This is a genomic window from Burkholderia mycopellens (assembly GCF_964265025.1).
Lineage (GTDB): Bacteria > Pseudomonadota > Gammaproteobacteria > Burkholderiales > Burkholderiaceae > Burkholderia.
Genome location: NZ_OZ183803.1, coordinates 657433 through 679511, shown reverse-complemented (window position 1 = coordinate 679511; position 22079 = coordinate 657433). Strand labels below are relative to the sequence as shown.

Below are 22079 nucleotides of genomic sequence, written 5' to 3'. Positions count from 1 at the left end.
GGCACGCTCGACGCGTGTCAGCCGCGGAACCGGTATTGCTCCAGCGATTCGGGCTTCATCTCGATCGAGAATCCGGGCGCTGTCGGCGGCATGTACGCCGCGCCGCGCACGACGCACGGTTCGACGAAATGCTCGTGCAGATGATCGACGTACTCGGTCACGCGCCCTTCCTTCGTGCCGGCAATGCAGATGTAGTCGATCATCGACAGATGCTGCACGTACTCGCACAACCCGACGCCGCCCGCATGCGGGCACACGGGCAACCCGTACTTCGCGGCCATCAGCATCACCGCGAGAATCTCGTTCACGCCGCCGAGCCGGCACGCATCGATCTGCACGACGTCGATCGCGCCGCGCGCGATGAACTGCTTGAACAGCACGCGGTTCTGGCACATCTCGCCGGTCGCGACCTGCACGGGCGCGATCGCCTCGCGGATCTTGCGATGCCCTTCGACGTCGTCGGGGCTCGTCGGCTCCTCGATGAACCACGGCCGCGCGAACGCCAGCTCGCGCACCCAGTCGATCGCCTCGTCGACTTCCCACACCTGGTTCGCGTCGATCATCAGTTGGCGGTCCGGGCCGATCACCTCGCGCGCGATCGTCACGCGGCGGATGTCGTCTTCCAGGTTCGCGCCGACCTTCAGCTTCACGTACTCGAACCCGGCCTCGACGGCTTCGCGGCACAGCCGCCGCAGCTTGTCGTCGCTGTAGCCGAGCCAGCCGGCCGACGTCGTGTAGCACGGGTAGCCGTCGCGCTCGAGCAGTGCGATCCGTTCTGCCTTGCCAGGCACCTGCCGGCGCAGCAGGTCGAGCGCTTCATCCGGCGTCAGGCAATCGGTCAGGTAGCGGAAGTCGATCGCACGCACCAGTTCCTCCGGGCTCATGTCGGCGACGAGCCGCCACAGCGGCTTGCGTTCGGCTTTCGCCCACAGATCCCATACCGCATTGACGACGGCCCCCGTCGCCAGGTGAATCGCGCCCTTGTCGGGGCCGATCCAGCGCAACTGGCTGTCCGACGTGACGTGCCGCCAGAAGCGGCCCATGTCGGCGCGAATCCAGTCGAGGTCGAGGCCGACGACGAGGTGACGCATCGCGTCGATCGCCGCGCAGCAGATCTCGTTGCCGCGCCCGATGGTGAACGTGAGCCCGTGACCTTCGAGCCCGTCGCGGTCGGTTTCGAGCACGACGTAGGCTGCCGAATAATCGGGGTCCGGATTCATCGCATCGGAGCCGTCGAGCTGGCGCGAGGTCGGGAAGCGCACGTCGAGGACGCGCATCGATCGAATGATAGGCATGACGAATCGTCCGCGAAAGGAAATCAGGCCTGCACGGTGCGCTGGCGTTGCTCGCCGAGCCCGTCGATGCCGAGCGTGATCACCTGCCCGGCGCGCAGATAGACGGGCGGTTTCTGCCCGAGACCGACACCCGGCGGCGTGCCGGTCGAGATCACGTCGCCCGGCTGCAGGCTCATGAAACGGCTCAGGTAGCTGATCAGGTGCGGCACGCGGAACACCATCGTCGCGGTCGTGCCGTTCTGGTAGCGATGGCCGTCGACGTCGAGCCACAGCCGCAGCGCATGCGGATCGGGCACTTCGTCGGCCGTCACGAGCCACGGGCCGAGCGGCCCGAACGTGTCGTTGCCCTTGCCCTTGTCCCACGTGCCGCCGCGTTCGAGCTGGAATTCACGTTCCGACACGTCGTTCACGACGCAGTAGCCGGCGACGTGCGACAGCGCATCGGCTTCCGCGATATAGCGGCCGCCCTGGCCGATCACCACGCCGAGCTCGACTTCCCAGTCGGTCTTCTCCGAGCCGCGCGGAATCTCGACGTCGTCGTTCGGCCCCGAAATCGCACTCGTCCACTTGCCGAACACGACGGGCTCCTTCGGCACGTCCATCCCCGATTCGGCCGCGTGGTCGGAATAGTTGAGCCCGATGCAGATGAACTTGCCGACGCGACCGACGCACGCGCCAAGCCGCGGCGTGCCTTCGACGAGCGGCAGCGACGACGGCGGAATGTCGCGCAGCCGCGCAAGCGACGCCGGCGCCAGCACATCGCCGGCGATATCGTCGATCACGCCGGACAGGTCGCGAATGTGGCCCTGCGCATCGAGCAGGCCCGGTTTTTCATGGTGCTTGTCGCCAAATCTCAGCAGTTTCATGTCGTCTTGAGCGGAAACGGAACGTGAAGGGGAACGCGCGGTCAGTTCGACCAGCCGCCGTCGATCAGGTGAATCGCGCCGGTCGTAAACGACGCTTCGTCGGACGCGAGGTACAGCGCGAGCGCGGCCACTTCTTCCGCGCGGCCGATGCGGCCGATCGGCTGGCGCGCGACGAATGCCTGGCGCACCTCGTCGGTCGACACGTGGCGCGTGCGCGCCTGGTCCGCGATCCGCTGCTCCAGCGACGGCGATTCGATCGTGCCCGGGCAGATCGCGTTGCAGCGGATGCCCCGCTCGACGAAATCGGCGGCCACCGCCTTGGTCAGCCCGATCACGGCCGCCTTGGTCGTGCCGTAGACGAAGCGGTTGGGCACACCCTTCACGCTCGACGCGGCCGACGCCATGTTGATGATCGACGCGCCGCCAGCCTCGAGCATCGCGGGCAACAGCGCGCGGATCAGCCGGTACATCGACGTGACGTTCAGGTTCAGCGAGAACGCCCAGGCTTCGTCGTCGCAGTCGAGGATCGAGCCGTGGTGCACGAAGCCCGCGCAGTTGAACAGCACGTCGAACGCACGCTCGCGCGCGGCGAGCGCCGCGACGTCCTGCGCATCGGTGACGTCGAGCCGCCGCGTGGCGAGCCGGCCGCCCGCGCGTTCGGCGTCGGCCTCCAACCGCACGAGCGCGGCTTCGTTGATGTCGGTCGCCAGCACGTCGGCGCCCTCGCTCGCGAACCGCAGCGCGGTCGCGCGGCCGATGCCCTGCCCGGCCGCCGTCACCAGCGCGCGTTTGCCCTGCAATCTCATGAGCACCTCCCGAAAAATCCGGCCACCCGTCGGCCGATTGGCACAAAGGACTAAAGGTCCAACCAATCATAGGAAGGGATGGCGTGTTTGTCACGGAATCGGGATTCAGTATTTACCCGAGCGGCAAAATCGGGCGGTTGAGCAAGGATTCGGTGCTCGATGGCGCCAGGGGGCATGTCCAGCGACCCGCACAGCCTCGATACGGCGGGCCTTCCGGACGGTTTACCGCACACATCCCAGCGCGGCACCTCGTCAAACTGACAAAAAAGTCATGTTCACGTCAGGGTCTCAACGGGATGCGCGCGTCATCATGGCGACCGGACTGCGCTTCCGGTCCATCGCCACCCCGCCCGCGTCCGATCCCTGCGGGCACCTCCGTCCCCCGGCGATGGGCTCCGTGACTGGGCGAGCAGACACGGCGCGCAGGCCGATTTCCCGCCCCGGACTTCACGTCCGGGGCGTTTTTGTCTGTGGTTTCCAAGAAAATAAGCGTGGATTGTTTCTAAATCGGCAAAAGGTAATTTGAGCCAGACAGGATGTTTTTTCCGGTCACAGACGCTTACATTTAGCGCACCACTCATGGAAACCGCTACGGATTCGCCATCGGGTAGTGACATCCACTGCCAAGGCCGAAACCGCACGAGCTTTAGGAAACGGCAAATGAAGGCCTCCAAATCCCTGCCTGCGCTCGATCCCGCCGACGTCCACGTCGAAATCCTCGAACAGTCCGATACGCTGCTCGTCGTCCGCTGGGTCGAACCTGGCCGCTGTCACTATGGTGAACAGCGCTGGCGCCGCCGCTTCGCGCAACGCACCGGCACCTGCGCGCTGTCGCGCCAGGTCATCCACCGCGGCGACGAAGTCTTCCGGCCGGCCGAACGCCCGGCGCCCGCGAACGCGGCCGCGATGATTTCCGCCGCCGAAGTGCTCGCGCTGGCCGGCGGCAGGTAAATCCTGCCGGCCGCGCGTCGCGGCACGCGCCGCCACACGATGCGCCGGCCCTAGAAGCACCGGCCTAATTCCCCCGCTTGTCTGCCACGCCTGCGCGCACTATCGTTACACCATTCAATGTAATGATTACGCGCCGCGGCCGCCTGGTCGCGCCGATGGAGGCAGACATGCATGCATGGAGCGCGCGCCACGTCCCGGCGCAAGGCGGCAAGGTCGCAGTCGTGACCGGCGCCAACAGCGGGCTCGGCTGGCAGCTGGCGGAAACGCTGGCCGCGAAAGGCGCGACGGTCGTGATGGGCTGCCGCGATGCGGCCCGCGCCGCACAGGCGGCCGATGCGATCCGCCAGCTCCATCCCGATGCCCGCGTCGAAGTCGACGCGCTCGACCTCGCCGATCTCGCGTCGATCGCACGCTTCGCGGCCGAGGTGGCCGAACGCCACGGCCGCGTCGATATCCTCTGCAACAACGCCGGCGTGATGTTCCTGCCGCTGCGCCATACGCACGACGGCTTCGAGATGCAGTTCGGCACCAACCACCTCGGCCATTTCGCACTGACCGGCCACCTGCTGCCCGCGCTGCGCGCCGCGCGCCGCGCGCGGGTCGTGACGATGTCGAGCGGCCTCAACCGCGGCGGCCGGATCCGCGTCGACGACCTGCGCGCCGAGCACCGCTACAACCGTTATCTCGCCTATTGCGACAGCAAGCTCGCGAATCTCGTATTCGCGATCGAACTGCAGCGCCGTTTCGAGCGCGCGGCGTTCGCCGGGATCAGCGTGGCCGCGCACCCGGGCTACGCGGCGACCAACCTGCAGTTCGCCGGCCCGGCGATGGACAGCTCGCCCGCCCGTGCCGCGCTGATGCGTGCCGCGAACCGTTATCTCGCGCAACCGGCCGACCAGGGCGCGCTGCCCGCGATCCATGCCGCGACCTCGCCCGATCTCGCCGGCGGCGCCTATATCGGACCGTCCGGCTGGTTCGAGTCGCGCGGGCTGCCGGCGCCCGCGAGCGTGCCGCGTGCGGCGCGCGACGTGGCCTCGGCGGCACTGCTGTGGGAAGCATCGGAAGCCGCGACAGGCGTGCGCTTCCTCAGTTCGGGCGCGCCGGCCGGACGCTCGCCGGACCGGCCGTTCGACACGGCGGCCGAGGCGCGCTGAAACGCCCATCGCCGTCCGCAATAGTCTTCCCACTTGTTGCGCCAACCGAGAAGAAAGCTGGTTGAAAGACTAATTCGGCGCGTTACTGTTACCGCCCAGGAAACAATCTATCGTCAAAATCAGCGTTTACCCTGAACCTTCCGATGACTAAGATTTGATCAATCGCTTAAGACATGGTGTCGAGAGCGAACTCAATAAAACACCGGAGGTCATCATGAAATCGCTCGTTTCCGCAGTCGTTGCCGCTGCCGCCCTGTCCGCTTCGTTTGGCGCATTCGCCCAAAGCACCGTGACCCGCGCGCAAGTGAAGAACGAACTGGTCCAGCTCGAACAAGCCGGCTACAAGCCGGGCCTGTCGAGCCCGTACTACCCGAACGACATCCAGAGCGCAGAAGCGCGTGTTCATGGTGCCGACACCAGCGGCTACGGCGCGCAACCGGCTCCGGCCGTCCACTCGGGCGCCCCGGCAGCATCGTCGAACGCACGCGATTCGATCTTCTTCGGCCAGTAAGCCGATGCGCCCCCGGCGGGCGCCGCGCGTCGCGCGATGAAGCAGGAAAATCCGGACGAGCCCCCTTGCGGGGCTCGTCCTTTTTTATGAAACGCATACCTCCGCCGCCCGGCAACGGGTGGCTTCGCCCGGGCGCCTTGCGGCCGGGCGCTTTTTCATCTGCGAGGTAGGCGTGCGGGCATGATGAAGCCGGGCGCGCCCGTCAACGCGGCACAGCGGCCGCAGCGACCGCCGACCGCGACAACACCCGCCACCGCGACAGCAGCTCATCGCGATCGACGTAACAGCCCTGCAGGTGCCGGCGGCCCGTCGACGGATCGAACTCGGTACGCGCATGCAGCACGCGCCGGTTGTCGAACGCCCACATGTCGCCCGCCCGCAGCCGGCGCTGCACGCGAAAACGCGGCTCGCGCGCCAGCGCGAGGAACCGCCGGTACGCGCGATAGACGGCCGCGACCGAGCCGGCCGGCGCATCGAGCGGCCCGCGCAGGAAGTTCGCGACGCGCACCTCGGTGACATTGCCGCGCGCATCGAGCCCGATCACCGGCGCCGAGCAGCGGTAGTCGCTGTTCGCGCTCTTGTTCCAGAACTCGAACGGCGTCGACGCGAGTTGTTCAAAATCGTCCGGATGCTCGCGCCGCAACGCATCGGCAAGCGCGAAGCCGTCGAGGAACACGCTGTCGCCGCCGGTTGCGTCGTTCGCGAGGCAATGCAGGAACTGCACGCCCGGCTGCAATTCGCGGGTCGGCAGATCGGTATGCGGCGGCAGGTTCAGCGACGTATACGCATTGCTGTCCGGGCGCGGCTTCGATTCGACGTCGAACAGCACGCCGAAATTGCTCTCCCGGATCAGGCCGACACGGCGAGCGATCGGGTCGACACGGCCACGCTCGGCCGGCACGCCTTCGACGAGCGTCAGCCCCGTGCGTTGCAACGCGGCAAGCCACGCGAGCAATGCGCCGTCGTCCTCCATCACGTCGCGCCACGCGAACACGCCGATGGCCGTCGCATCGTCGCCGGCCCACACGTGCCGACCGTGCGCGGCCTGGCGCTCCGCGCGCGACGCGTCGTCGTATGCATGCGCGCGCAACCAGCCCGGCGACCACGCGCTGCGATGTCCGTCGTTCCACTCGACATGCAGCGCACCGTCGGTTTCGACGTGCACCGCGAGCGCGGAGAGATCGTCGCGCGCATCGGCGATCTCGAACACCTGTTCACGCGTGACGGCGTGCACGCACGCGGAACACGCGCAGTTGTCGCGCAGCCAGTCGAAATGAAACGGCGATCGTCGCGCGTCGCTCCATTCGATGTCCACCGCGCCGTCACCAATCGCCGCCGCCGCAATGGCCGCGTCCGCCGAAAACGTCCGCCAGTCCTCGATACGCTGTTGCGCTGCCTGCATCGTTGCCTCCCGGAAACGCCCGCTACGCGTGTGGTGCGAGCAGAAACCCGCCGACCGTCCGGTGCAGCCGCGCCGCCTGCGGACTCGTTCCGAGCGCGCGCCAGCAGCCGTGCACCAGCCCCTCTCCCATCCAGTAGTGCGCGACGCCGCCGGCCGCGCGAATCCGTTCGACGTACACGCGCGCATCGTCACGCAGCGGATCGTGCTCCGCGCCGACCGCGAGCACGGGCGGCAGGCCGTCGAAACGCGAAGCCGCGAGCGGCACCGATGCGCGCAGCAGCGGGTTGCCGTCTCGCAGCGCATCGGACAGGCCGCCTTCCCAGTACAGCGCGCGATAGCGATGGACGTCGTCGAGCGTCAGCATCGGCGCGTGCGCCTCCGTTTCGCGCGCGGGCGATTGCGGTTCGAATCCGAGCATCGGATAGACGAGCGCGATGCCGTCGACACCGCCTTCGCCCGCATCGCGCAACGCGGTGGCCGCGGCCGCCGCAAGCATGCCGCCCGCGCTGTCGCCCGCGAGCGTCAGCGGATGCACGCACGGCCCGAACGGCCAGCGTGCATCGCGCGCGGCGCGCGTGACCTCCAGACAATCTTCAAGCGCGGCCGGCGCGCGATGCTCGGGCGCGAGCCGGTAGTCGACCGCGATCACGTCGAGCCCCGTATCGGCCGCCAGTTGCGCGGTGATCAGCGCGTGACTGTCGAGCGAGCCGACGACGAAGCCGCCGCCATGAAAGAACAGCACCGTGCCGCGCGGCGCGCCGTGCGCGGACGTGTAGCGCCGCAACCCGATCGCGCGGCCGTCGGGCGCCTGCCAGACGGCGTCCTGCTGCACGATGTCGGCCGGTAGCGCAGCCGGGGTCCATTCGGCCGCGAAGCGGTCGTACAGGCGGCGCTGCTCGCCGGGCGAGCGCGCGGCCGCATCGGCCGGATACCACGCGTCGACGGCTGCAACGAACGTCGCGATTTCCGGTTCGAGCATCGTGTGCGCTCCGTGATTGACGATTCGCGCCGGCTAACGGCGCGGCGGCAGCGCGATCACGCGGCCCGCATACGCGGGCGCCGCGCAATCGCGCTGCAACGCATGCAGCTCGGCCACGCGTGCAGCCACGTCGTCGTCGAACGGCGCCGATTTCGCGCCATCGCGCGTATCGACGTGCAGCAGCATCTGCTCGCTCGCCGCGACCGCATCGTCGTGCCCGGCCGCGAACAGCTCGAGATACAGGTGCAGCCGCTTCGCGTCGTGCGCGAGCACGCGCGCGTCGACGCGCACCTGCGTGCCCTCCTTGATCTCGTGCAGGTAGTTCACGTGCGCTTCGAGCGTATAGACCGAGCGGCCCCGCTCGCGGCGCGCGGCGTCATCGAGGCCGATGCGATCCAGTAGCGCATCGGTCGCGAAGCTGAAGATCAGCAGATAGAACGCATCGCGCAGGTGGCCGTTGTAGTCGACCCATTCGGGCCGCACCGCGTCGCGGTAAATCGTCAGCGGGGTATCGCCGGTCATCGTCTCTCGTCCTCAGTCTTCGAATCGCATCCCGTGCCGCGCCTTCACCGCGGCGATCGACTTCAGCACCTCGGTGATGCACTCGTCGCGATAGCGTTCGAGTTCCTTGATGCTGCGCGTGCCCTGCTGTTCGGTCGTGCCTTCGACGACGCTGTCGATCAGCGCATCGGTCAGCGTAGGCGCAACCAGCTTCGTCCACGGCAATTCGAGCGCGGGGCCGAACTGCTGCATGAAGTGTCGCATGCCCGCGTCGCCGCCCGCGAGCGTGTAGGTCAGGAACGTGCCCATGAACGACCAGCGGATGCCCGCGCCGAAGCGGATCGCGTCGTCGATCTCGCCGGTCGTCGCGACGCCTTCGTTGACGAGGTGCAGCGCCTCGCGCCACAACGCTTCGAGCAGCCGGTCGGCGATGAAGCCCGGCACTTCCTTGCGCACGTGCAGCGGCCGCATGCCGAGCGTGCGATAGATCTCCATCGCGCCTTCGACCGCTTCCGGCGACGTGCGCGCGCCGCCGAGCACCTCGACGAGCGGCAGCAGGTAGACGGGATTGAAAGGATGGCCGACCACGCAGCGCTCCGGATGCGTCGCCCGCGCGTAGAAATCCGTCGGCAGCAGCCCCGACGTCGACGACGCGATGATCGCGTCGGGCTTCGCCGCGCGGCTGATCTGCTCGTGCAGTTCGAGCTTCAGCGCCTCGCGCTCGGGCGCACTTTCCTGGATGAAATCCGCATCGGCGACGCATTCCTCGATCGTCGCCACGAAACGCAGCCGCGCGGGATCGGCGCCCGGCGCGAGGCCGACGCGTTCGAGCGCAGGCCACGCGTTCGCGACGTTCGCGCGCAACCGTTCTTCCGCACCCGGCGCGGGGTCCCACACGACCACGTCGAGACCGTGCGCGAGCGCGCGGGAAATCCATCCGCTGCCGATCACGCCGGTGCCGATGGCGGCGAACGTCTTGATGTCGGTCTTCACAGCCATGTCAATGCATCCTTCAAATCAGGGGAAATCGGCGGGCGGCCGCGCCTGTGCGTGCCGCCGCGTCGTATCAATCAGTCGGGGAAAAACTCACGCAAACTCGGCGAGCGCACGGCGTTCGAGCGGACGCTCGCCGCGTGCGGGCAAGCCGAGCTTGCGGCGGCCTTCGGCCGGCGTCAGCACGCGGGCGCCGAGCCGCTCGACGATCTCGCGCGCGCGTTCGACGAGCGTGCCGTTGGTCGCATGCACGCCGCGATCGAGCCAGATGTTGTCTTCGAGGCCGACGCGCACGTGGCCGCCGAGCAGCATCGCCTGCGCGACCATCGGCATCTGCATGCGGCCGATTCCGAAGCCGGCCCAGTGCGCGCCCGGCGGCAGGTTGTCGACCATTGCCTTCATCGTGCCCGTGTCGGCCGGCGCGCCCCACGGAATGCCGAGGCACAGCTGGAACAGCGGCGGATCGTCGAGCAGCCCTTCCTTCAGCAACTGCTTCGCGAACCACAGATGGCCCGTGTCGAAGATCTCCAGTTCCGGCTTCACGCCGAGTTCCTGGATGCGCTTCGCGCCGGCGCGCAACTGCGCGGGCGTCGACACGTAGATGTAGTCGCCATCGCCGAAATTCAGCGTGCCGCAGTCGAGCGTGCAGATTTCGGGCAGCAGTTCCTCGACGTGCGCGAGGCGCGTGAGGCCGCCGACCAGGTCGGTGCCCTTGCCGAAACGCATCGGGTCCTCGCCGGGGCCGATCTCGAGATCGCCGCCCATGCCGGCCGTCAGGTTGATGATCACGTCGACGTCGGCCGAGCGGATGCGGTCGACCACTTCGCGATACAGGTTCGGGTCGCGGCTGCCGCGCCCCGTCTGCGGATCGCGCACGTGGCAGTGCGCCACCGTCGCACCGGCCTTCGCGGCCTCGATCGCGGCGGCCGCGATCTCCTTCGGCGTGACCGGAATCGCCGGATGCTTGCCGACCGTATCGCCCGCGCCGGTGACGGCGCAGGTGATGATGACTTCGTGGTTCATGCTGGTTGCCTCGCTTGAATCGGGTTGTGTCGCATTGCGGGGGTTTCGTCGGGGCGCACCAGTGGATGCGCGCGGGTCGTCACAGGCCGAGATACGCCTTCACGGCCGGCAGCCCGTCCTTGCCGTCGAACGTCTTGACGCCCGCGAGCCACGGATCGAGCACCTGCGGATTCTTCTTCAGGTACGCCTTCGCGGCTTCGGCCGGCTTCGTCTTGTTCATCACCGACTGCATCAACTGGTTCTCGAGCTGCGTCGAGAAGCGCAGGTTCGTGACGAGCTTGCCGGCATTCGGGCAGCGTGAAATGAAGTCGGGCGCGGTGAGCGTGTACACGCGCGCCTCGCCGTAGTTGGGCCCGAACGACGCATCGCCGCCGGAGAGATAGTTCATGCTGAGCTGGATGTTCATCGGATGCGGCTCCCACCCGAGGAAGACGACCCACTTCTTCTCGCGGATCGCGCGCTCGACCGTCACCAGCATGCCGGCCTCGCTCGATTCGACGAGCTTGAAGCCGCCGAGCCCGTACTGGTTCGTGTCGATCATCTTCTGGATCGTCGCGTTCGCGCTGCTGCCCGGCTCGATCCCGTAGATCTTGCCGTCGAGTTCCGCGCGGTGCTTCGCGATGTCCTCGAAGGTCTTCAGGCCGGCCTGGTATTCGTAGCTCGGCACCGCGAGCGTCGCCTTCGCGCCCGACAGGTTAGGCGGCTCGACGACGTTGATCGACTTGCTGTCGAGGAACGGCTGGAGTTGTTTCTGCTGCACGGGCCACCAGTAGCCGAGCGATATGTCGAGCTGCTTGCTCTTCAGGCCGGCGAACGAGATCGGCACCGACGCGATCGTCGTGGTCGGCTTGTAGCCGAGCGCCTCGAACACGGTCGACGCGAGCGCCGTGGTCGACGTGATGTCGGTCCAGCCGATATCCGCGAAACGCACGGTGCGGCAGGTCGCGGCATCCGTTTCGGCAAGCGCGGCGTGTGTGAACGCGCCGGTCGCCAGCACGGCCGCGGCAAGCGCGGCGATCTTCGTCGACTTCATGGTTCGTTTCCTCCCGGTGGGACTCGCGGCAGCCGGTGCGCGGGGTGTGCCCGGCCTGCATCGTGGGAGTAAAAGTAACGAGCCATATTGGCCGCGAGAAGACCGGCGGCGACCTGTTCTTGACTGTTTGCGACTATGAGTGGAAACCACTAGGTTTCCCGAGATGCTTGGTGGGCGGGGTTTTCGTGGGAAAGACAGATGGATTCAGCTTGTCCACATGCGGCGCGATATTTTCGACTCGGCCCGGACGAAACGGCGGGCCGGTGCGGCTTCGGCCCCGAGGCGCTCGCGCCGCCCCGACGAACGGGTGTCACGGGCACGTGTGAAGCTGGCCCGGTCTCCAGCAGCCGAAAGGGCATTTCGCATTGCGGAATCTACGCCGAATTCTCGCGCCGCAGCCTTTTCGTCGCTTGAAAACATGTTTTACATCGCAAAAACCGCAACGTATCTCATTGAAAAACAAGAGAAAATAATGTCTTATGTCTTATATAAGACATCGCCAAAAGCTCGACGGGCGGCGTTACTATTTGTCCATGCAGTTCGCTTCGACAGACGTAGCGGGCACGCTCAACCAGTTACTCAAACGCGCTTTGCTCCCAGGAGATTGACATGGCCCAGTATCAAGATGACATCAAGGCAGTTGCCGGTTTGAAAGAAAACCACGGCAGCGCGTGGAATGCGATCAACCCTGAGTACGCCGCCCGCATGCGTGCCCAGAACAAGTTCAAGACGGGCCTGGACATCGCCAAGTACACCGCGAAGATCATGCGCGCCGACATGGCCGCCTACGACGCCGACCCGACCAAGTACACGCAGTCGCTGGGTTGCTGGCACGGCTTCATCGGCCAGCAGAAGATGATCTCGATCAAGAAGCACTTCAACAGCACCGAACGCCGCTACCTGTACCTGTCCGGCTGGATGGTTGCCGCGCTGCGCTCGGAGTTCGGCCCGCTGCCGGACCAGTCGATGCACGAAAAGACCTCGGTCAGCGCGCTGATCCGCGAGCTGTACACGTTCCTGCGCCAGGCCGACGCCCGTGAACTGGGCGGCCTGTTCCGCGAGCTGGACGCCGCCAAGGATGCTGCCGCGAAGGCCGCGATCCAGGACAAGATCGACAACCACGTCACGCACGTCGTGCCGATCATCGCCGACATCGACGCCGGTTTCGGCAACGCGGAAGCCACGTACCTGCTGGCCAAGCAATTCATCGAAGCAGGCGCGTGCTGCATCCAGATCGAAAACCAGGTGTCCGACGAGAAGCAGTGCGGCCACCAGGACGGCAAGGTCACCGTGCCGCACGAGGATTTCCTCGCGAAGATCCGCGCGATCCGCTACGCGTTCCTGGAACTGGGCGTGGACGACGGCATCATCGTGGCCCGTACCGACTCGCTGGGCGCCGGCCTGACCAAGCAGATCGCCGTGACCAACACGCCGGGCGACCTGGGCGACCAATACAATTCCTTCCTCGACTGCGAAGAACTGTCGGCCGACCAACTGGGCAACGGTGACGTCGTCATCAAGCGCGACGGCAAGCTGCTGCGTCCGAAACGCCTGCCGAGCAACCTGTTCCAGTTCCGCGCCGGCACGGGCGAAGCGCGCTGCGTGCTGGATTGCGTCACCGCGCTGCAAAACGGCGCCGACCTGCTGTGGATCGAAACCGAAAAACCGCATATCGCACAGATCGGCGGCATGGTCAGCGAGATCCGCAAGGTCATCCCGAACGCGAAGCTGGTGTACAACAACAGCCCGTCGTTCAACTGGACGCTGAACTTCCGTCAGCAGGCGTACGACGCGATGAAGGCCGAGGGCAAGGACGTGTCCGCCTACGACCGTGCGCAGCTGATGAGCGTGGAATACGACGAGACGGAACTGGCCAAGCTGGCCGACGAGAAGATCCGCACGTTCCAGGCCGATGCATCGCGTGAAGCAGGCATCTTCCATCACCTGATCACGCTGCCGACGTACCACACCGCCGCGCTGTCGACCGACAACCTGGCCAAGGAATACTTCGGCGACCAAGGCATGCTGGGCTACGTGGCCGGCGTGCAGCGCAAGGAAATCCGTCAGGGTATCGCCTGCGTGAAGCACCAGAACATGTCCGGCTCGGACATCGGTGACGATCACAAGGAATACTTCAGCGGCGAAGCAGCGCTGAAGGCGGCAGGCAAGGACAACACGATGAACCAGTTCTGATACCGGTCATCGCCGAAGCGAAACGCCAACCCGGCCGGGTTGGCGTTTTTTTTGTCCGGCGGCACAACTTGCGGCGTGCTTCATTCTCGGGGTGGTGTTGGTTCGTGCGTGACGTGTTCGCATGCCGCCGCCGGATGCGCGCAATGCCGCACCACCGGCAGCGCGCGCACCCGCCGCGACGCTCATGCGTAGTTGATCATCACCGACTTGCTTTCCGTGTACTGGTCGATCACCGCGCGGCCGAGTTCGCGACCGAAGCCCGACTGCTTCATCCCGCCGAACGGCATCGCGTTGTCGAGCAGCGAGTGGCAGTTGACCCACACCGTGCCGGCCTCGATACGCGGGATCAGCTTGTGAATCGCGGAAAGATCGTTCGACCAGATGCTCGCGCCAAGGCCATAAGGCGTGTCGTTGGCGAGTTGCACGGCCGTCTCGATGTCGTCGAACGGCATCGCGACGAGCACCGGCCCGAAGATCTCCTCGCGCACGACGCGCATCGCCTGCGTCGTGTCGACCAGCACGGTCGGTTCGACGAAGAAGCCGGGGCCGTCGATCGCGCGGCCGCCCGCGGCAGCACGGGCGCCCTCGCCGAAGCCCGAGTCGATATAGCCGCACACGCGCTGGCGCTGCTTCGCCGAGACGAGCGGGCCGATCTGCGTCGACGGATCCATCCCCGGGCCGATCTTCAGGCTCGCGGCGATCTTCGCGACGCGCTCGATCACGTCGTCGAACACCTTCGCATGGACGTACGCGCGCGACCCGGCCGTGCACACCTGCCCCTGGTTGAAGAAGATCGCGTTCGCCACACCCAGGGCGGCCTTGTCGGGATCGGCGTCGGGCAGCACGATCACCGGCGACTTGCCGCCGAGTTCGAGCGACATCCGCGTCATGTTGTCGAGCGCCGCGTGGCCGATCGTCTTGCCCGTCTGCGTCGAGCCCGTAAACGCGATCTTGTCGATGCGCGGATCGCGCGACAGCGCGGCGCCGGCCGTGTGACCGTAACCGGTCACGATATTGACGACGCCGTCAGGAAACCCGGCCGCCTGAATCAGCTCGCCCAGCCGCAACGCGCTGAGCGGCGTATCTTCCGCAGGTTTCAACACCACGGTGCAGCCCGTGGCCAGCGCGGGAGCAAGCTTCCACGCGGCCATCAGCAGCGGGAAGTTCCACGGAATGATCGCGCCGACCACGCCGACGGGTTCCTTGCGCGTATAGGTGAAGATCTCGCTGTCCGGCATGTACGGCATGCCGGCGTCGATCACGCTGCCCTCGATCTTCGTCGTCCAGCCGGCCATGTAACGGAAGCACTGCGCGGCCATCGCGACATCGAGCCCCTGCGCCACCATCACGGGCTTGCCGTTGTCGAGCGACTCGATCTCGGCCAGCTCGCGCGCGTTCGCTTCGATCAGGTCGGCGAGCGCCAGCAGCAGGCGCTCACGGTCGGTGGTCTTCGCGGTGCGCCACGGCCCCGCGTCGAATGCGCGCCGCGCGGCGGCGACGGCCTGCTGCACGTCGTGCTCGTCTGCCTCGGGCACGCGCGCCAGCACAGTGCCGTCGGCCGGATTCACGACGTCGAGCTGACGGCCCGACGCCGCGTCGCGCCACTCGGCGCCGATCAGCATCTTCTTCGGCTTCGCGAGAAACGCGCGCGTGGCGTCGAGCAGCGGGAAATTGTCGTTCGTCTCCATCTTCGATCCTCCTCGATTTGCTGAATGGGTCAGTCAGTAGCGATCCGCGACGCCGTCGATCCCGCGTGCCTGCAACGCGCGAACGAGGCCGGCGCGCACGGTCGCGACGTCGGACAAGGCGGGGCGGCGGTGCGCGGCGACTTCGGCGGCCGTATAAGGCTTGAAGTCGCGCGGCAGCGCATCGCGGTTCATGGTCGCGAGTACCCAGTTGAGCACGTCGGCCAGATCCTGGTCCGATAGCGCCGAGTTCGACGCGCCGGGCACGCGCATCACGTACTCGCGCCCGGCCGGCAGATGCGTGAAATAGCCGAGCGAATTGGCGAGCGGCGGAACCTTGCCGGGGATACCACCGCCCGTCGCCGTGTGGCAGCCCATGCAGTTGAGCACCCAGTGCTGCCGCGCGAGCGCCGCGTCGGCCGCGCCGTCGGCATGTGCAGGCGCCGCGGCCAAACCGGCGACCATCCCGGCCAGCATCAGCAGCGACGACAGGCGATGCGACGCGCTACCGAGCCACGATGACACCGCGCGCCGCGTGCGCGGCGCGGCATCGCCAACACGGAACGCGCACGCGGGCATCACAGGCCAAGCCCCTTGACGACCACTTCGCGTTGCGCATGAACGGCCGTGCCATCCATCGCCTTCGCGCGCGCCACGCGAATATCCGCCGCCGTGAACGGTTTCGCATCGCCGTGCTGCACGTTGAGATCGAACACGACGTAGTTGAGTACGTGCGCGATATCGTCATCGCTCACGCTCGCAAACGACGGCATCTTGAAGTTGTAGTGCTTGTCGCGCACCTGGATCTCGCCGAACATCCCGTGCAGCAGCGTCGCGACCAGTTGCGCACGCCCCGGCTCGGCCGTCGCGTATTTGCCCGGATACTCGGTCAGCGGCGGCGCGAGGCCGTCCTGCCCCTTGCCGCCCGCCTGGTGACACACTGCGCACTGCGCGTCGAACAGGCTCTTGCCCGCCGGGTAATGCACGGTTTCCTGCGCGCCGGCGGCGCCTGCCACCGCGAATGCCGCCACGGCCGTCACGCACGCGCCGATGAACGTGCCTGCTTGCTTCCCTTTCATTGCTTTGCCGCTCCCAGCAGAACCGAAACCGAACAGTGGTAGTTCGAATTGTCGTTGGCCATGCACCAGTTGATGTCGTTGTTCAGCGACAGCTTGTACAGCGGCTTCTCGCGCTCGTTGCGGTTGCAGAAGCACTTGCCGCACGACGTCTTGCCGCAGCAATCGTTGTACGACACGATGTAGTCCGAACCGTCGTGGGGGTTGCGGCACGTGCCGATCCACGTGATCGGCGAAGGCGTCGTGCCCGGCGGGCAACTGCTCGACGTGCCGCCGCAGCAACTGCACAGCCAGCCGTCGATCGCGCAGTATTTCCAGTAGTCGCAGCTCATCGGATCGTCGCTTGCCCCCGATGCCGCGCCGCCGGACGCCGCCGACGCACCCGATGCCGCATCGGCCGCATAGGCGGTGCGATCGACGGGCAGCAGCGGCAGCATCGCCGATCCCACCAGCACCTTGCCGAGCTTCGCCATCGCGCTGCGCCGCGAACTGTGCTGCGCGACGCCGCGCGCCGACCGCTCGAACCATGAATCAAACAGGCCCATGTCGCTGTTCTCCGTTGACGTTGATAGAGGTTCGGCCGGTCATGCGTGCTGCGCATGCGGGTCGTGGCGGTGATCGCCGTGCACGAACTGCTGCAGCGATGCGACGCCGCGCTCCTTCGCTTCGAACAGGCTCTCGAGATGCTCGCGCGTGTTGACGAGCCCCTTCGCGCGCACCGTGCCGGTTTCGTCGAGCAGCACCGCATACGGCAGCTTGCCGATCTGGTATGCGAGGCCGAGCTCCTGGGACAGCACGTACGGGAAGCGCCCGAGATCGTGCTTGCGCGCGAAGCGCGTGTGTTCGTCGACATCGCCGTCGCTCGCGAGCACGATGTTCATCGGCGTCGCTTCGCTCGCCTGCAGTGACGGCAGCAGTGGCAGCAGCTTCTTGCAGACGGGACACGTCGGCGACAGGAAGAACAGCAGCGTTGCCTTGCCTGACGCATCGATACCGCCGACCTTCACCTGCGAGCCGCGAATGTCGGTCAGTTCGAACGTCGGCGCGATCGCGCCGACCGCCGGCCCCTTGTCGATCATCAATGCGCCGGCCGGCATGATGCGTTCGTACAGGATGCCGATCTGGCGCACCAGCGCGAGGCAGATCGCGCCGAGCGCGAGGACGGCCACCCACAGCAGGGCGGTGGAAACGGTGAGAGCGGTTTGCATCATGAATTCCTCAGGTGGGAAAGGCGCGGTACATTGGCGAGCAGCACGTCGACGGTGAGCAGCGCGCAGACGATCAGCAGCACGGAGAAGAACAGCGTCAGGTAGTCGAACCACACGACCGCGCGTGCGCCCGGTTCGACGAGCGCGGTCGAAGCCAGCGCGGCGAGCAGCAGCGCACGCCCGACGTGCAGCCAGCCGATGCCGAGCGGTGCGTCCGCGCGCGCCGCCGCAAAGCCGGAACAGCCGCAGTCGATGTCGGTGTGACCGCGCAGGAGATTGATCGCAATCGCTGCGGCGAAGGCCGCGAGCAACGCGATCAGGCCGATCGCGCCGGCCGTGCGCGTATCGGGAAACAGCAGCGCCGCGGCGCCGATGGCTTCCGCGAGCGGAATCGCGAACGCGACGGGCGCGGTCAGCGTATCGGGCAGCAGCCGGTAGCCGGCGAGCGCCTGACCGAACGCGGCGGGCCGGCGCATCTTCGCGAACGCGCCGAGCAGCACGACGACGGCAGCGCCGGCCTGCGCGCTGGTGGCAAGTACGGGATCGAGCGTCATCGCGGCCTCACGGGTTGACGAGCAGCGACGACGTGTTGCCGATCTGCTTCTCGATGTTCCGCAGCTTGCCGGTGCGCGCATCCATCACGACGAGGTCGGACGTCGCCGTCAGCCCGTAGAACAGCGGCTTGTCGTCCTCGCTGACCTGGATCGACACGAGCGGATCGACCTTCTGCTGCGCGAGATCCCAGCGCGCGACACGCTGCTTCGACTTCAGGTCGTACACCCACACCTGCGTGCCGGGATCCTTGTGCGAGCCGTCGCCGTCCTTGTGCATCAGCACGTAATAGCGGTTCTGCCTGGCCTGCACGGCCGTCTGCTGCATGCCGCCCGGGCGCCAGCCTTCGGCGCGCTCAGCATCCGTCAAGAGCGGCCACGGCTTGCCGAACGCGGGCTTGTCGCCGCTGAAATCCGCGCCGCGCACGTTGCCGCCGTACGTCGTGAACAGATAGCCGCCCTGGTAGCGCGACGCATTCACGAAGGCCGGATCCTTGTCGACGTCGATGAACGCATCCGACATCGTGCGCTTCGTTTCCTTGCCGTTCGCGTCGAGCGTGACGGTCAGCGCCTTGCCGCTTTCGCACAACGCGGTGAAGCGGTCGTTGCCCGACGGATATGCGAGCACGCAGGCCGCCGTGTCGATCTCCGACAGCACCTTGTTCGACACCGTGTCGATCACCGTCACCGACGCGGCCGGCGTGATGTTCGCGACGTACAACCGCTTGCCGTCCGCGCTGAACGCGGTGTTGTACGGCGACGGCACGTGCTGCGCATGCTTCGCCGGAATCACGATCTCGCCCGCGTGATCGAGCGTCGTGTTGTCGGTCAATTCAACGACATCGGTGCGCGTGCCGTGCGAGCCGCGCGAGAAGTAGGTCGTCGCAACGAAGCTCGTCCGGTGGTCGGGCGAAATCGCGAAGCCGGGGCCGAAGCCGCCGTCGATCTGGCCGAGCAGCTTCTTCGCATCGGCGTCGTACACGTAGATGCGCCCGTCGGTCATCGACGGCATCGAGATGTCGACGATGTAGACCTCGTGCGGATGCCACGGCGACATCTTCTGCACGACCAGTTCCTCGGGTTTTTCCGTCGCGGTCGCGCTGCCGGCCCATGCCGCCGCGAACGCCAGCGTCGCCGCAAGCACCGCGGTTCGTCGCCTTGTCCTCATGTCGCCTCCTGTGGGGGAATCACGTTATGTGGAGCGACTGTAGGTCGACAATAAATCCGCTCAGCACCCGGACCGGCACCGCGTGCGTGCCGATTCGGGATATTGGAAACCCGCCTGAAAGCCGCGTCGGCCGGAGGCTTCCGACCCTCTGAAAAATGCGCGCGGAATAGCGCCCCCTTGTTGCGCCGACCACGCGGTCGGTTTAATCTTGCGCGGTTCTGATCGACGCACCTGGAGGCGCTGTGTTCGTGTTTCACGAAAGGTTCGACAACGCGGACCGGCATGCCGAGGCACTGCGCGGCTGGAACCAGCGCTACGACCAGATCGGCGCCGGCGTGTATCGCAGCACGGTCAAGCATGCGGTGCTGGACGGCGTGCAGTTGTTCCAGGAAGCCGCCAACGTTCGCATCACCCAGCGCGGAAGATTGCCGCACGACCATACGGTGTTCGGCATGCCGCTCACGGGTTCGGGGGCGTTCGCATTCGGCGGCATGCGCATCGAACGCGGCACGATGGTGATGGCGCGCGGCGGTGCGCCGTTCGAGCTACATTCGCCCGACGACATGTCGCTGATCGGTGTCGTCGCCGATCGCGAACTGATCCTGCAGGTCGAGGACGCGGCCGACGTCCACGTCGACGAAGCCACATTGCGGCGTGGAGTCGTCGACATGCCCACCGCCGTGCTGATGCGCGCGAGCGTGCAGATCGCCACGCAACTCGAACATGTGCTGTCGGCGCCCGATACGTACCGTGACGCGCGCGCGCAGCGCGAACTGCGCGGCGAGATCGGCAACGTGCTCATCGATCTCCTTACGTACAGGATTCCAGAACCGTCGAACCGCCTCACGCACGCGTGCCGCGCCGACATCGTGCGCCGCGTGCACGACTACGTGATCGGCCATCCCGAAGCGCCGGTCGACGTGCTGAGCCTGTGCGCACAGTTGCGCGTGAGCCGGCGCACGATGCAGAACAGCTTCCAGTCGGTCGTGCAGACGAGCCCGCTGCACTACGTGCGCTCGCTGCGCCTGTCGCAAGTGCGGCGGATGCTGCTCGATACGAGGCAGGCCGAGCTGCCGATCAGCGACGCGGCCGCGCGCTGGGGCTTCATCCACCTCGGGCATTTCGCGAACGCGTACAAGGCGCAGTTCGGCGAGTTGCCGTCGACCACCGCGCGCCGGGCCGTGCGCGGCGCAAAAACGCGCTGAAGGCGCGCAAAACCCGCGATAATCTCCCGCTGACCGTTCGGCGCGCGCGAGCCGGCCACGGCGCCTACCTGTCCGCTCGCCGCCCCGCACGATGCGCGACGACCACCGGATCCCATCCCCTGCCCCGATGCCCGAGGATTTCCACTTCCTGCTGCTGCCCGGCTTCTCCGCGCTCGGCTTCATGTCCGCGGTCGAACCGCTGCGCGTCGCGAACCGCTTTCGCGCCGAGCTCTATCGCTGGCACGTGATCAGCGCCGACGGCGCGCCCGTCGCCGCGAGCAACGGCATTCCGGTCGCCGCCGAAGCCGCGTGCGCGGAGGTCGGCAACGTCGATACGGTGTTCGTCGTCGCGGGCTTCGATCCGCTCGTGTGCTACACGCGCGCGATCGGCGACTGGCTGCGCCGCCAGCACCGTCATGGTGCAACGCTCGGCGGCATCGACACGGGCAGCTTCGTGCTCGCGGAAGCCGGGGTGTTCGACGCGTCGCAACCGCTCACGCTGCACTGGGAAGCGCTGGCCGCATTCCGCGAACGCTACCCCGGCCTGAACGCGACGCAGGAGCTGTTCGAGATCGACGACCGGCGCATCACGTGCGCGGGCGGCACCGCGTCGATCGACATGATGCTCGACCTGATCGGGCGGCGGCACGGCGCCGATCTCGCAGCAGCGATCTCCGAGCAGTTCGTCGTCAGCCGGATCCGGCAGCGCTCCGACAGCCAGCGGCTCGAGATCGCCGCGCGCTACGGCGTGCACAACCGCAAGCTGATCCAGGTGATCGGCACGATGCAGCGGCACATGGAAAACCCGCTCGGGTCCGATGCGCTCGCACAAGAGGTATCGATTACGCGCCGCCAGCTCGAACGGCTGTTCAGCGCGACGCTGAACGACACGCCGACGCATTTCTACCTGAACCTGCGCCTCGATCGCGCACGCGAACTGCTGCAGCAGACCGACATGAGCATCACATCGGTTTGCGTCGCGTGCGGGTTCGAATCGCCGTCGCATTTCTCGCGCACGTATCGCACGCGATTCGGGTTGAGCCCGCGCAACGACCGGCGCGCGACACGCTGATCGTCGCCGGTTTCAAGCACAATCCAGCGCGGTATTGCACGTTCCGGCAGCGTTTCCCGCCGCTCGCTGAACAATTCAGGCGATTGATCGACGAACCGAAGCGGTCATCGAAAATAAATTGGAATGTCGCTGAAAATATTCTGTAACATACTAAAAAAAGTTAGATAGGTAGCCTAACGACATGCATGCTGCGTCCAGACGCGCATCGCACTACGCGGGCTATCAACCGATATCGATCCGATCCGAGGGGTATGACATGACGATGCTCGATTCGCCGTCGCCGCACCTGCCTGCCGTTCGCTTCTTCGTCCGCTCCCCCCGCTCTTCGCCCGCCTGTTTCTTTTCGACCTGACATTTAGCATTCCTTAGTCAGTCGACACCCCAACACCGCTGCGCCGCGCCGGTTC

22 protein-coding genes are annotated in these 22079 nt (G+C 66.6%); 6 read left to right on the top strand and 16 right to left on the bottom strand.

Annotated elements, in window-relative coordinates; all coding sequences use genetic code 11:
* Window positions 1-17: 17 nt before the first annotated feature.
* From ACPTTC_RS21320 to ACPTTC_RS21310, 3 genes are read right to left on the bottom strand one after another with little or no spacing between them, the layout of a single operon-like run.
* Complete coding sequence (locus ACPTTC_RS21320; RefSeq protein ID WP_423393793.1) at window positions 18-1295, bottom strand: L-fuconate dehydratase; 1278 nt, start codon at window positions 1293-1295, stop codon at window positions 18-20.
* 23 nt (window positions 1296-1318) lie between these two features.
* Window positions 1319-2161 (bottom strand): ureidoglycolate lyase, encoded by an 843-nt coding sequence (locus tag ACPTTC_RS21315; RefSeq protein WP_089426870.1) that lies wholly within the window; start codon window positions 2159-2161, stop codon window positions 1319-1321.
* Window positions 2162-2202: 41 nt separating this feature from the next.
* A complete protein-coding gene (locus ACPTTC_RS21310) occupies window positions 2203-2967 on the bottom strand; it encodes an SDR family oxidoreductase (protein WP_423393792.1) in 765 nt (254 codons plus the stop codon).
* A 660-nt stretch (window positions 2968-3627) separates the two neighbouring features.
* On the opposite strand from ACPTTC_RS21310, the gene ACPTTC_RS21305 reads away from it, so the two are divergent.
* From ACPTTC_RS21305 to ACPTTC_RS21295, 3 genes are all read left to right on the top strand, one after another.
* A complete protein-coding gene (locus ACPTTC_RS21305; RefSeq protein ID WP_175953142.1) occupies window positions 3628-3918 on the top strand; it encodes a DUF3331 domain-containing protein in 291 nt (96 codons plus the stop codon).
* 167 nt (window positions 3919-4085) lie between these two features.
* The gene (locus ACPTTC_RS21300; RefSeq protein WP_423393791.1) at window positions 4086-5072 is read left to right on the top strand and encodes an oxidoreductase; all 987 of its coding nucleotides are present in this window, start codon (window positions 4086-4088) and stop codon (window positions 5070-5072) included.
* A gap of 214 nt (window positions 5073-5286) precedes the next feature.
* Window positions 5287-5583, top strand: coding sequence for a DUF4148 domain-containing protein (locus ACPTTC_RS21295; RefSeq protein ID WP_175953140.1), 297 nt, complete (start codon window positions 5287-5289; stop codon window positions 5581-5583).
* Window positions 5584-5785: 202 nt separating this feature from the next.
* Here the strand turns inward: ACPTTC_RS21295 and ACPTTC_RS21290 are convergent, their stop codons facing one another.
* The 6 genes from ACPTTC_RS21290 to ACPTTC_RS21265 form a co-directional block, all read right to left on the bottom strand.
* A complete protein-coding gene (locus ACPTTC_RS21290) occupies window positions 5786-6985 on the bottom strand; it encodes a TauD/TfdA family dioxygenase (protein WP_423393790.1) in 1200 nt (399 codons plus the stop codon).
* 22 nt (window positions 6986-7007) lie between these two features.
* Window positions 7008-7964, bottom strand: a complete 957-nt coding sequence (locus ACPTTC_RS21285; RefSeq protein WP_423393789.1) for an alpha/beta hydrolase — start codon at window positions 7962-7964, stop codon at window positions 7008-7010.
* 33 nt (window positions 7965-7997) lie between these two features.
* Window positions 7998-8486: a thioesterase family protein gene (locus tag ACPTTC_RS21280; RefSeq protein ID WP_423393788.1), complete on the bottom strand. Its 489-nt coding sequence runs from the start codon at window positions 8484-8486 to the stop codon at window positions 7998-8000.
* A 12-nt stretch (window positions 8487-8498) separates the two neighbouring features.
* Window positions 8499-9464, bottom strand: a complete 966-nt coding sequence (locus tag ACPTTC_RS21275; protein WP_226196130.1) for an L-carnitine dehydrogenase — start codon at window positions 9462-9464, stop codon at window positions 8499-8501.
* 87 nt (window positions 9465-9551) lie between these two features.
* The gene (locus ACPTTC_RS21270) at window positions 9552-10481 is read right to left on the bottom strand and encodes a 3-keto-5-aminohexanoate cleavage protein (protein ID WP_175953135.1); all 930 of its coding nucleotides are present in this window, start codon (window positions 10479-10481) and stop codon (window positions 9552-9554) included.
* 79 nt (window positions 10482-10560) lie between these two features.
* Window positions 10561-11514 (bottom strand): choline ABC transporter substrate-binding protein, encoded by a 954-nt coding sequence (locus ACPTTC_RS21265; protein WP_069260569.1) that lies wholly within the window; start codon window positions 11512-11514, stop codon window positions 10561-10563.
* 609 nt (window positions 11515-12123) lie between these two features.
* Between ACPTTC_RS21265 and ACPTTC_RS21260 the strand changes: the two genes are divergently transcribed.
* A complete protein-coding gene (locus tag ACPTTC_RS21260) occupies window positions 12124-13707 on the top strand; it encodes an isocitrate lyase (protein WP_175971580.1) in 1584 nt (527 codons plus the stop codon).
* A 182-nt stretch (window positions 13708-13889) separates the two neighbouring features.
* Here ACPTTC_RS21260 and ACPTTC_RS21255 read toward each other — a convergent pair whose 3' ends face one another.
* From ACPTTC_RS21255 to ACPTTC_RS21225, 7 genes are read right to left on the bottom strand one after another with little or no spacing between them, the layout of a single operon-like run.
* Complete coding sequence (locus ACPTTC_RS21255) at window positions 13890-15395, bottom strand: aldehyde dehydrogenase family protein (RefSeq protein ID WP_423393787.1); 1506 nt, start codon at window positions 15393-15395, stop codon at window positions 13890-13892.
* A gap of 33 nt (window positions 15396-15428) precedes the next feature.
* On the bottom strand, window positions 15429-15971 hold the full coding sequence (locus tag ACPTTC_RS21250; RefSeq protein ID WP_423395693.1) for a c-type cytochrome: 543 nt from the start codon (window positions 15969-15971) through the stop codon (window positions 15429-15431).
* Entirely contained in the window at window positions 15971-16471 is a 501-nt protein-coding gene (locus ACPTTC_RS21245) for a c-type cytochrome (RefSeq protein WP_423393786.1), read from the bottom strand. The genes ACPTTC_RS21250 and ACPTTC_RS21245 overlap by 1 nt, the downstream gene beginning before the upstream one ends.
* A complete protein-coding gene (locus ACPTTC_RS21240; RefSeq protein ID WP_423393785.1) occupies window positions 16468-17013 on the bottom strand; it encodes a methylamine dehydrogenase light chain in 546 nt (181 codons plus the stop codon). Before ACPTTC_RS21240 ends, ACPTTC_RS21245 begins: the two co-directional genes overlap by 4 nt.
* A gap of 39 nt (window positions 17014-17052) precedes the next feature.
* Window positions 17053-17679 (bottom strand): methylamine dehydrogenase accessory protein MauD, encoded by a 627-nt coding sequence (gene mauD / locus ACPTTC_RS21235; protein WP_423393784.1) that lies wholly within the window; start codon window positions 17677-17679, stop codon window positions 17053-17055.
* Complete coding sequence (locus ACPTTC_RS21230) at window positions 17676-18230, bottom strand: MauE/DoxX family redox-associated membrane protein (RefSeq protein ID WP_423393783.1); 555 nt, start codon at window positions 18228-18230, stop codon at window positions 17676-17678. Before ACPTTC_RS21230 ends, mauD begins: the two co-directional genes overlap by 4 nt.
* A gap of 7 nt (window positions 18231-18237) precedes the next feature.
* Complete coding sequence (locus tag ACPTTC_RS21225) at window positions 18238-19395, bottom strand: amine dehydrogenase large subunit (protein ID WP_423393782.1); 1158 nt, start codon at window positions 19393-19395, stop codon at window positions 18238-18240.
* 242 nt (window positions 19396-19637) lie between these two features.
* Between ACPTTC_RS21225 and ACPTTC_RS21220 the strand changes: the two genes are divergently transcribed.
* On the top strand, window positions 19638-20600 hold the full coding sequence (locus ACPTTC_RS21220) for a helix-turn-helix domain-containing protein (RefSeq protein ID WP_423393781.1): 963 nt from the start codon (window positions 19638-19640) through the stop codon (window positions 20598-20600).
* 127 nt (window positions 20601-20727) lie between these two features.
* Complete coding sequence (locus ACPTTC_RS21215; protein WP_423395692.1) at window positions 20728-21672, top strand: GlxA family transcriptional regulator; 945 nt, start codon at window positions 20728-20730, stop codon at window positions 21670-21672.
* Window positions 21673-22079: the final 407 nt, after the last annotated feature.

Coding starts and splice junctions, on each gene's coding strand:
- ACPTTC_RS21320 (WP_423393793.1), bottom strand. CDS start 1,295: ATGCCTATCATTCGATCGATGCGCGTCCTCGACGTGCGCTTCCCGACC.
- ACPTTC_RS21315 (WP_089426870.1), bottom strand. CDS start 2,161: ATGAAACTGCTGAGATTTGGCGACAAGCACCATGAAAAACCGGGCCTG.
- ACPTTC_RS21310 (WP_423393792.1), bottom strand. CDS start 2,967: ATGAGATTGCAGGGCAAACGCGCGCTGGTGACGGCGGCCGGGCAGGGC.
- ACPTTC_RS21305 (WP_175953142.1), top strand. CDS start 3,628: ATGAAGGCCTCCAAATCCCTGCCTGCGCTCGATCCCGCCGACGTCCAC.
- ACPTTC_RS21300 (WP_423393791.1), top strand. CDS start 4,086: ATGCATGCATGGAGCGCGCGCCACGTCCCGGCGCAAGGCGGCAAGGTC.
- ACPTTC_RS21295 (WP_175953140.1), top strand. CDS start 5,287: ATGAAATCGCTCGTTTCCGCAGTCGTTGCCGCTGCCGCCCTGTCCGCT.
- ACPTTC_RS21290 (WP_423393790.1), bottom strand. CDS start 6,985: ATGCAGGCAGCGCAACAGCGTATCGAGGACTGGCGGACGTTTTCGGCG.
- ACPTTC_RS21285 (WP_423393789.1), bottom strand. CDS start 7,964: ATGCTCGAACCGGAAATCGCGACGTTCGTTGCAGCCGTCGACGCGTGG.
- ACPTTC_RS21280 (WP_423393788.1), bottom strand. CDS start 8,486: ATGACCGGCGATACCCCGCTGACGATTTACCGCGACGCGGTGCGGCCC.
- ACPTTC_RS21275 (WP_226196130.1), bottom strand. CDS start 9,464: ATGGCTGTGAAGACCGACATCAAGACGTTCGCCGCCATCGGCACCGGC.
- ACPTTC_RS21270 (WP_175953135.1), bottom strand. CDS start 10,481: ATGAACCACGAAGTCATCATCACCTGCGCCGTCACCGGCGCGGGCGAT.
- ACPTTC_RS21265 (WP_069260569.1), bottom strand. CDS start 11,514: ATGAAGTCGACGAAGATCGCCGCGCTTGCCGCGGCCGTGCTGGCGACC.
- ACPTTC_RS21260 (WP_175971580.1), top strand. CDS start 12,124: ATGGCCCAGTATCAAGATGACATCAAGGCAGTTGCCGGTTTGAAAGAA.
- ACPTTC_RS21255 (WP_423393787.1), bottom strand. CDS start 15,395: ATGGAGACGAACGACAATTTCCCGCTGCTCGACGCCACGCGCGCGTTT.
- ACPTTC_RS21250 (WP_423395693.1), bottom strand. CDS start 15,971: ATGCCCGCGTGCGCGTTCCGTGTTGGCGATGCCGCGCCGCGCACGCGG.
- ACPTTC_RS21245 (WP_423393786.1), bottom strand. CDS start 16,471: ATGAAAGGGAAGCAAGCAGGCACGTTCATCGGCGCGTGCGTGACGGCC.
- ACPTTC_RS21240 (WP_423393785.1), bottom strand. CDS start 17,013: ATGGGCCTGTTTGATTCATGGTTCGAGCGGTCGGCGCGCGGCGTCGCG.
- mauD (WP_423393784.1), bottom strand. CDS start 17,679: ATGATGCAAACCGCTCTCACCGTTTCCACCGCCCTGCTGTGGGTGGCC.
- ACPTTC_RS21230 (WP_423393783.1), bottom strand. CDS start 18,230: ATGACGCTCGATCCCGTACTTGCCACCAGCGCGCAGGCCGGCGCTGCC.
- ACPTTC_RS21225 (WP_423393782.1), bottom strand. CDS start 19,395: ATGAGGACAAGGCGACGAACCGCGGTGCTTGCGGCGACGCTGGCGTTC.
- ACPTTC_RS21215 (WP_423395692.1), top strand. CDS start 20,728: ATGCCCGAGGATTTCCACTTCCTGCTGCTGCCCGGCTTCTCCGCGCTC.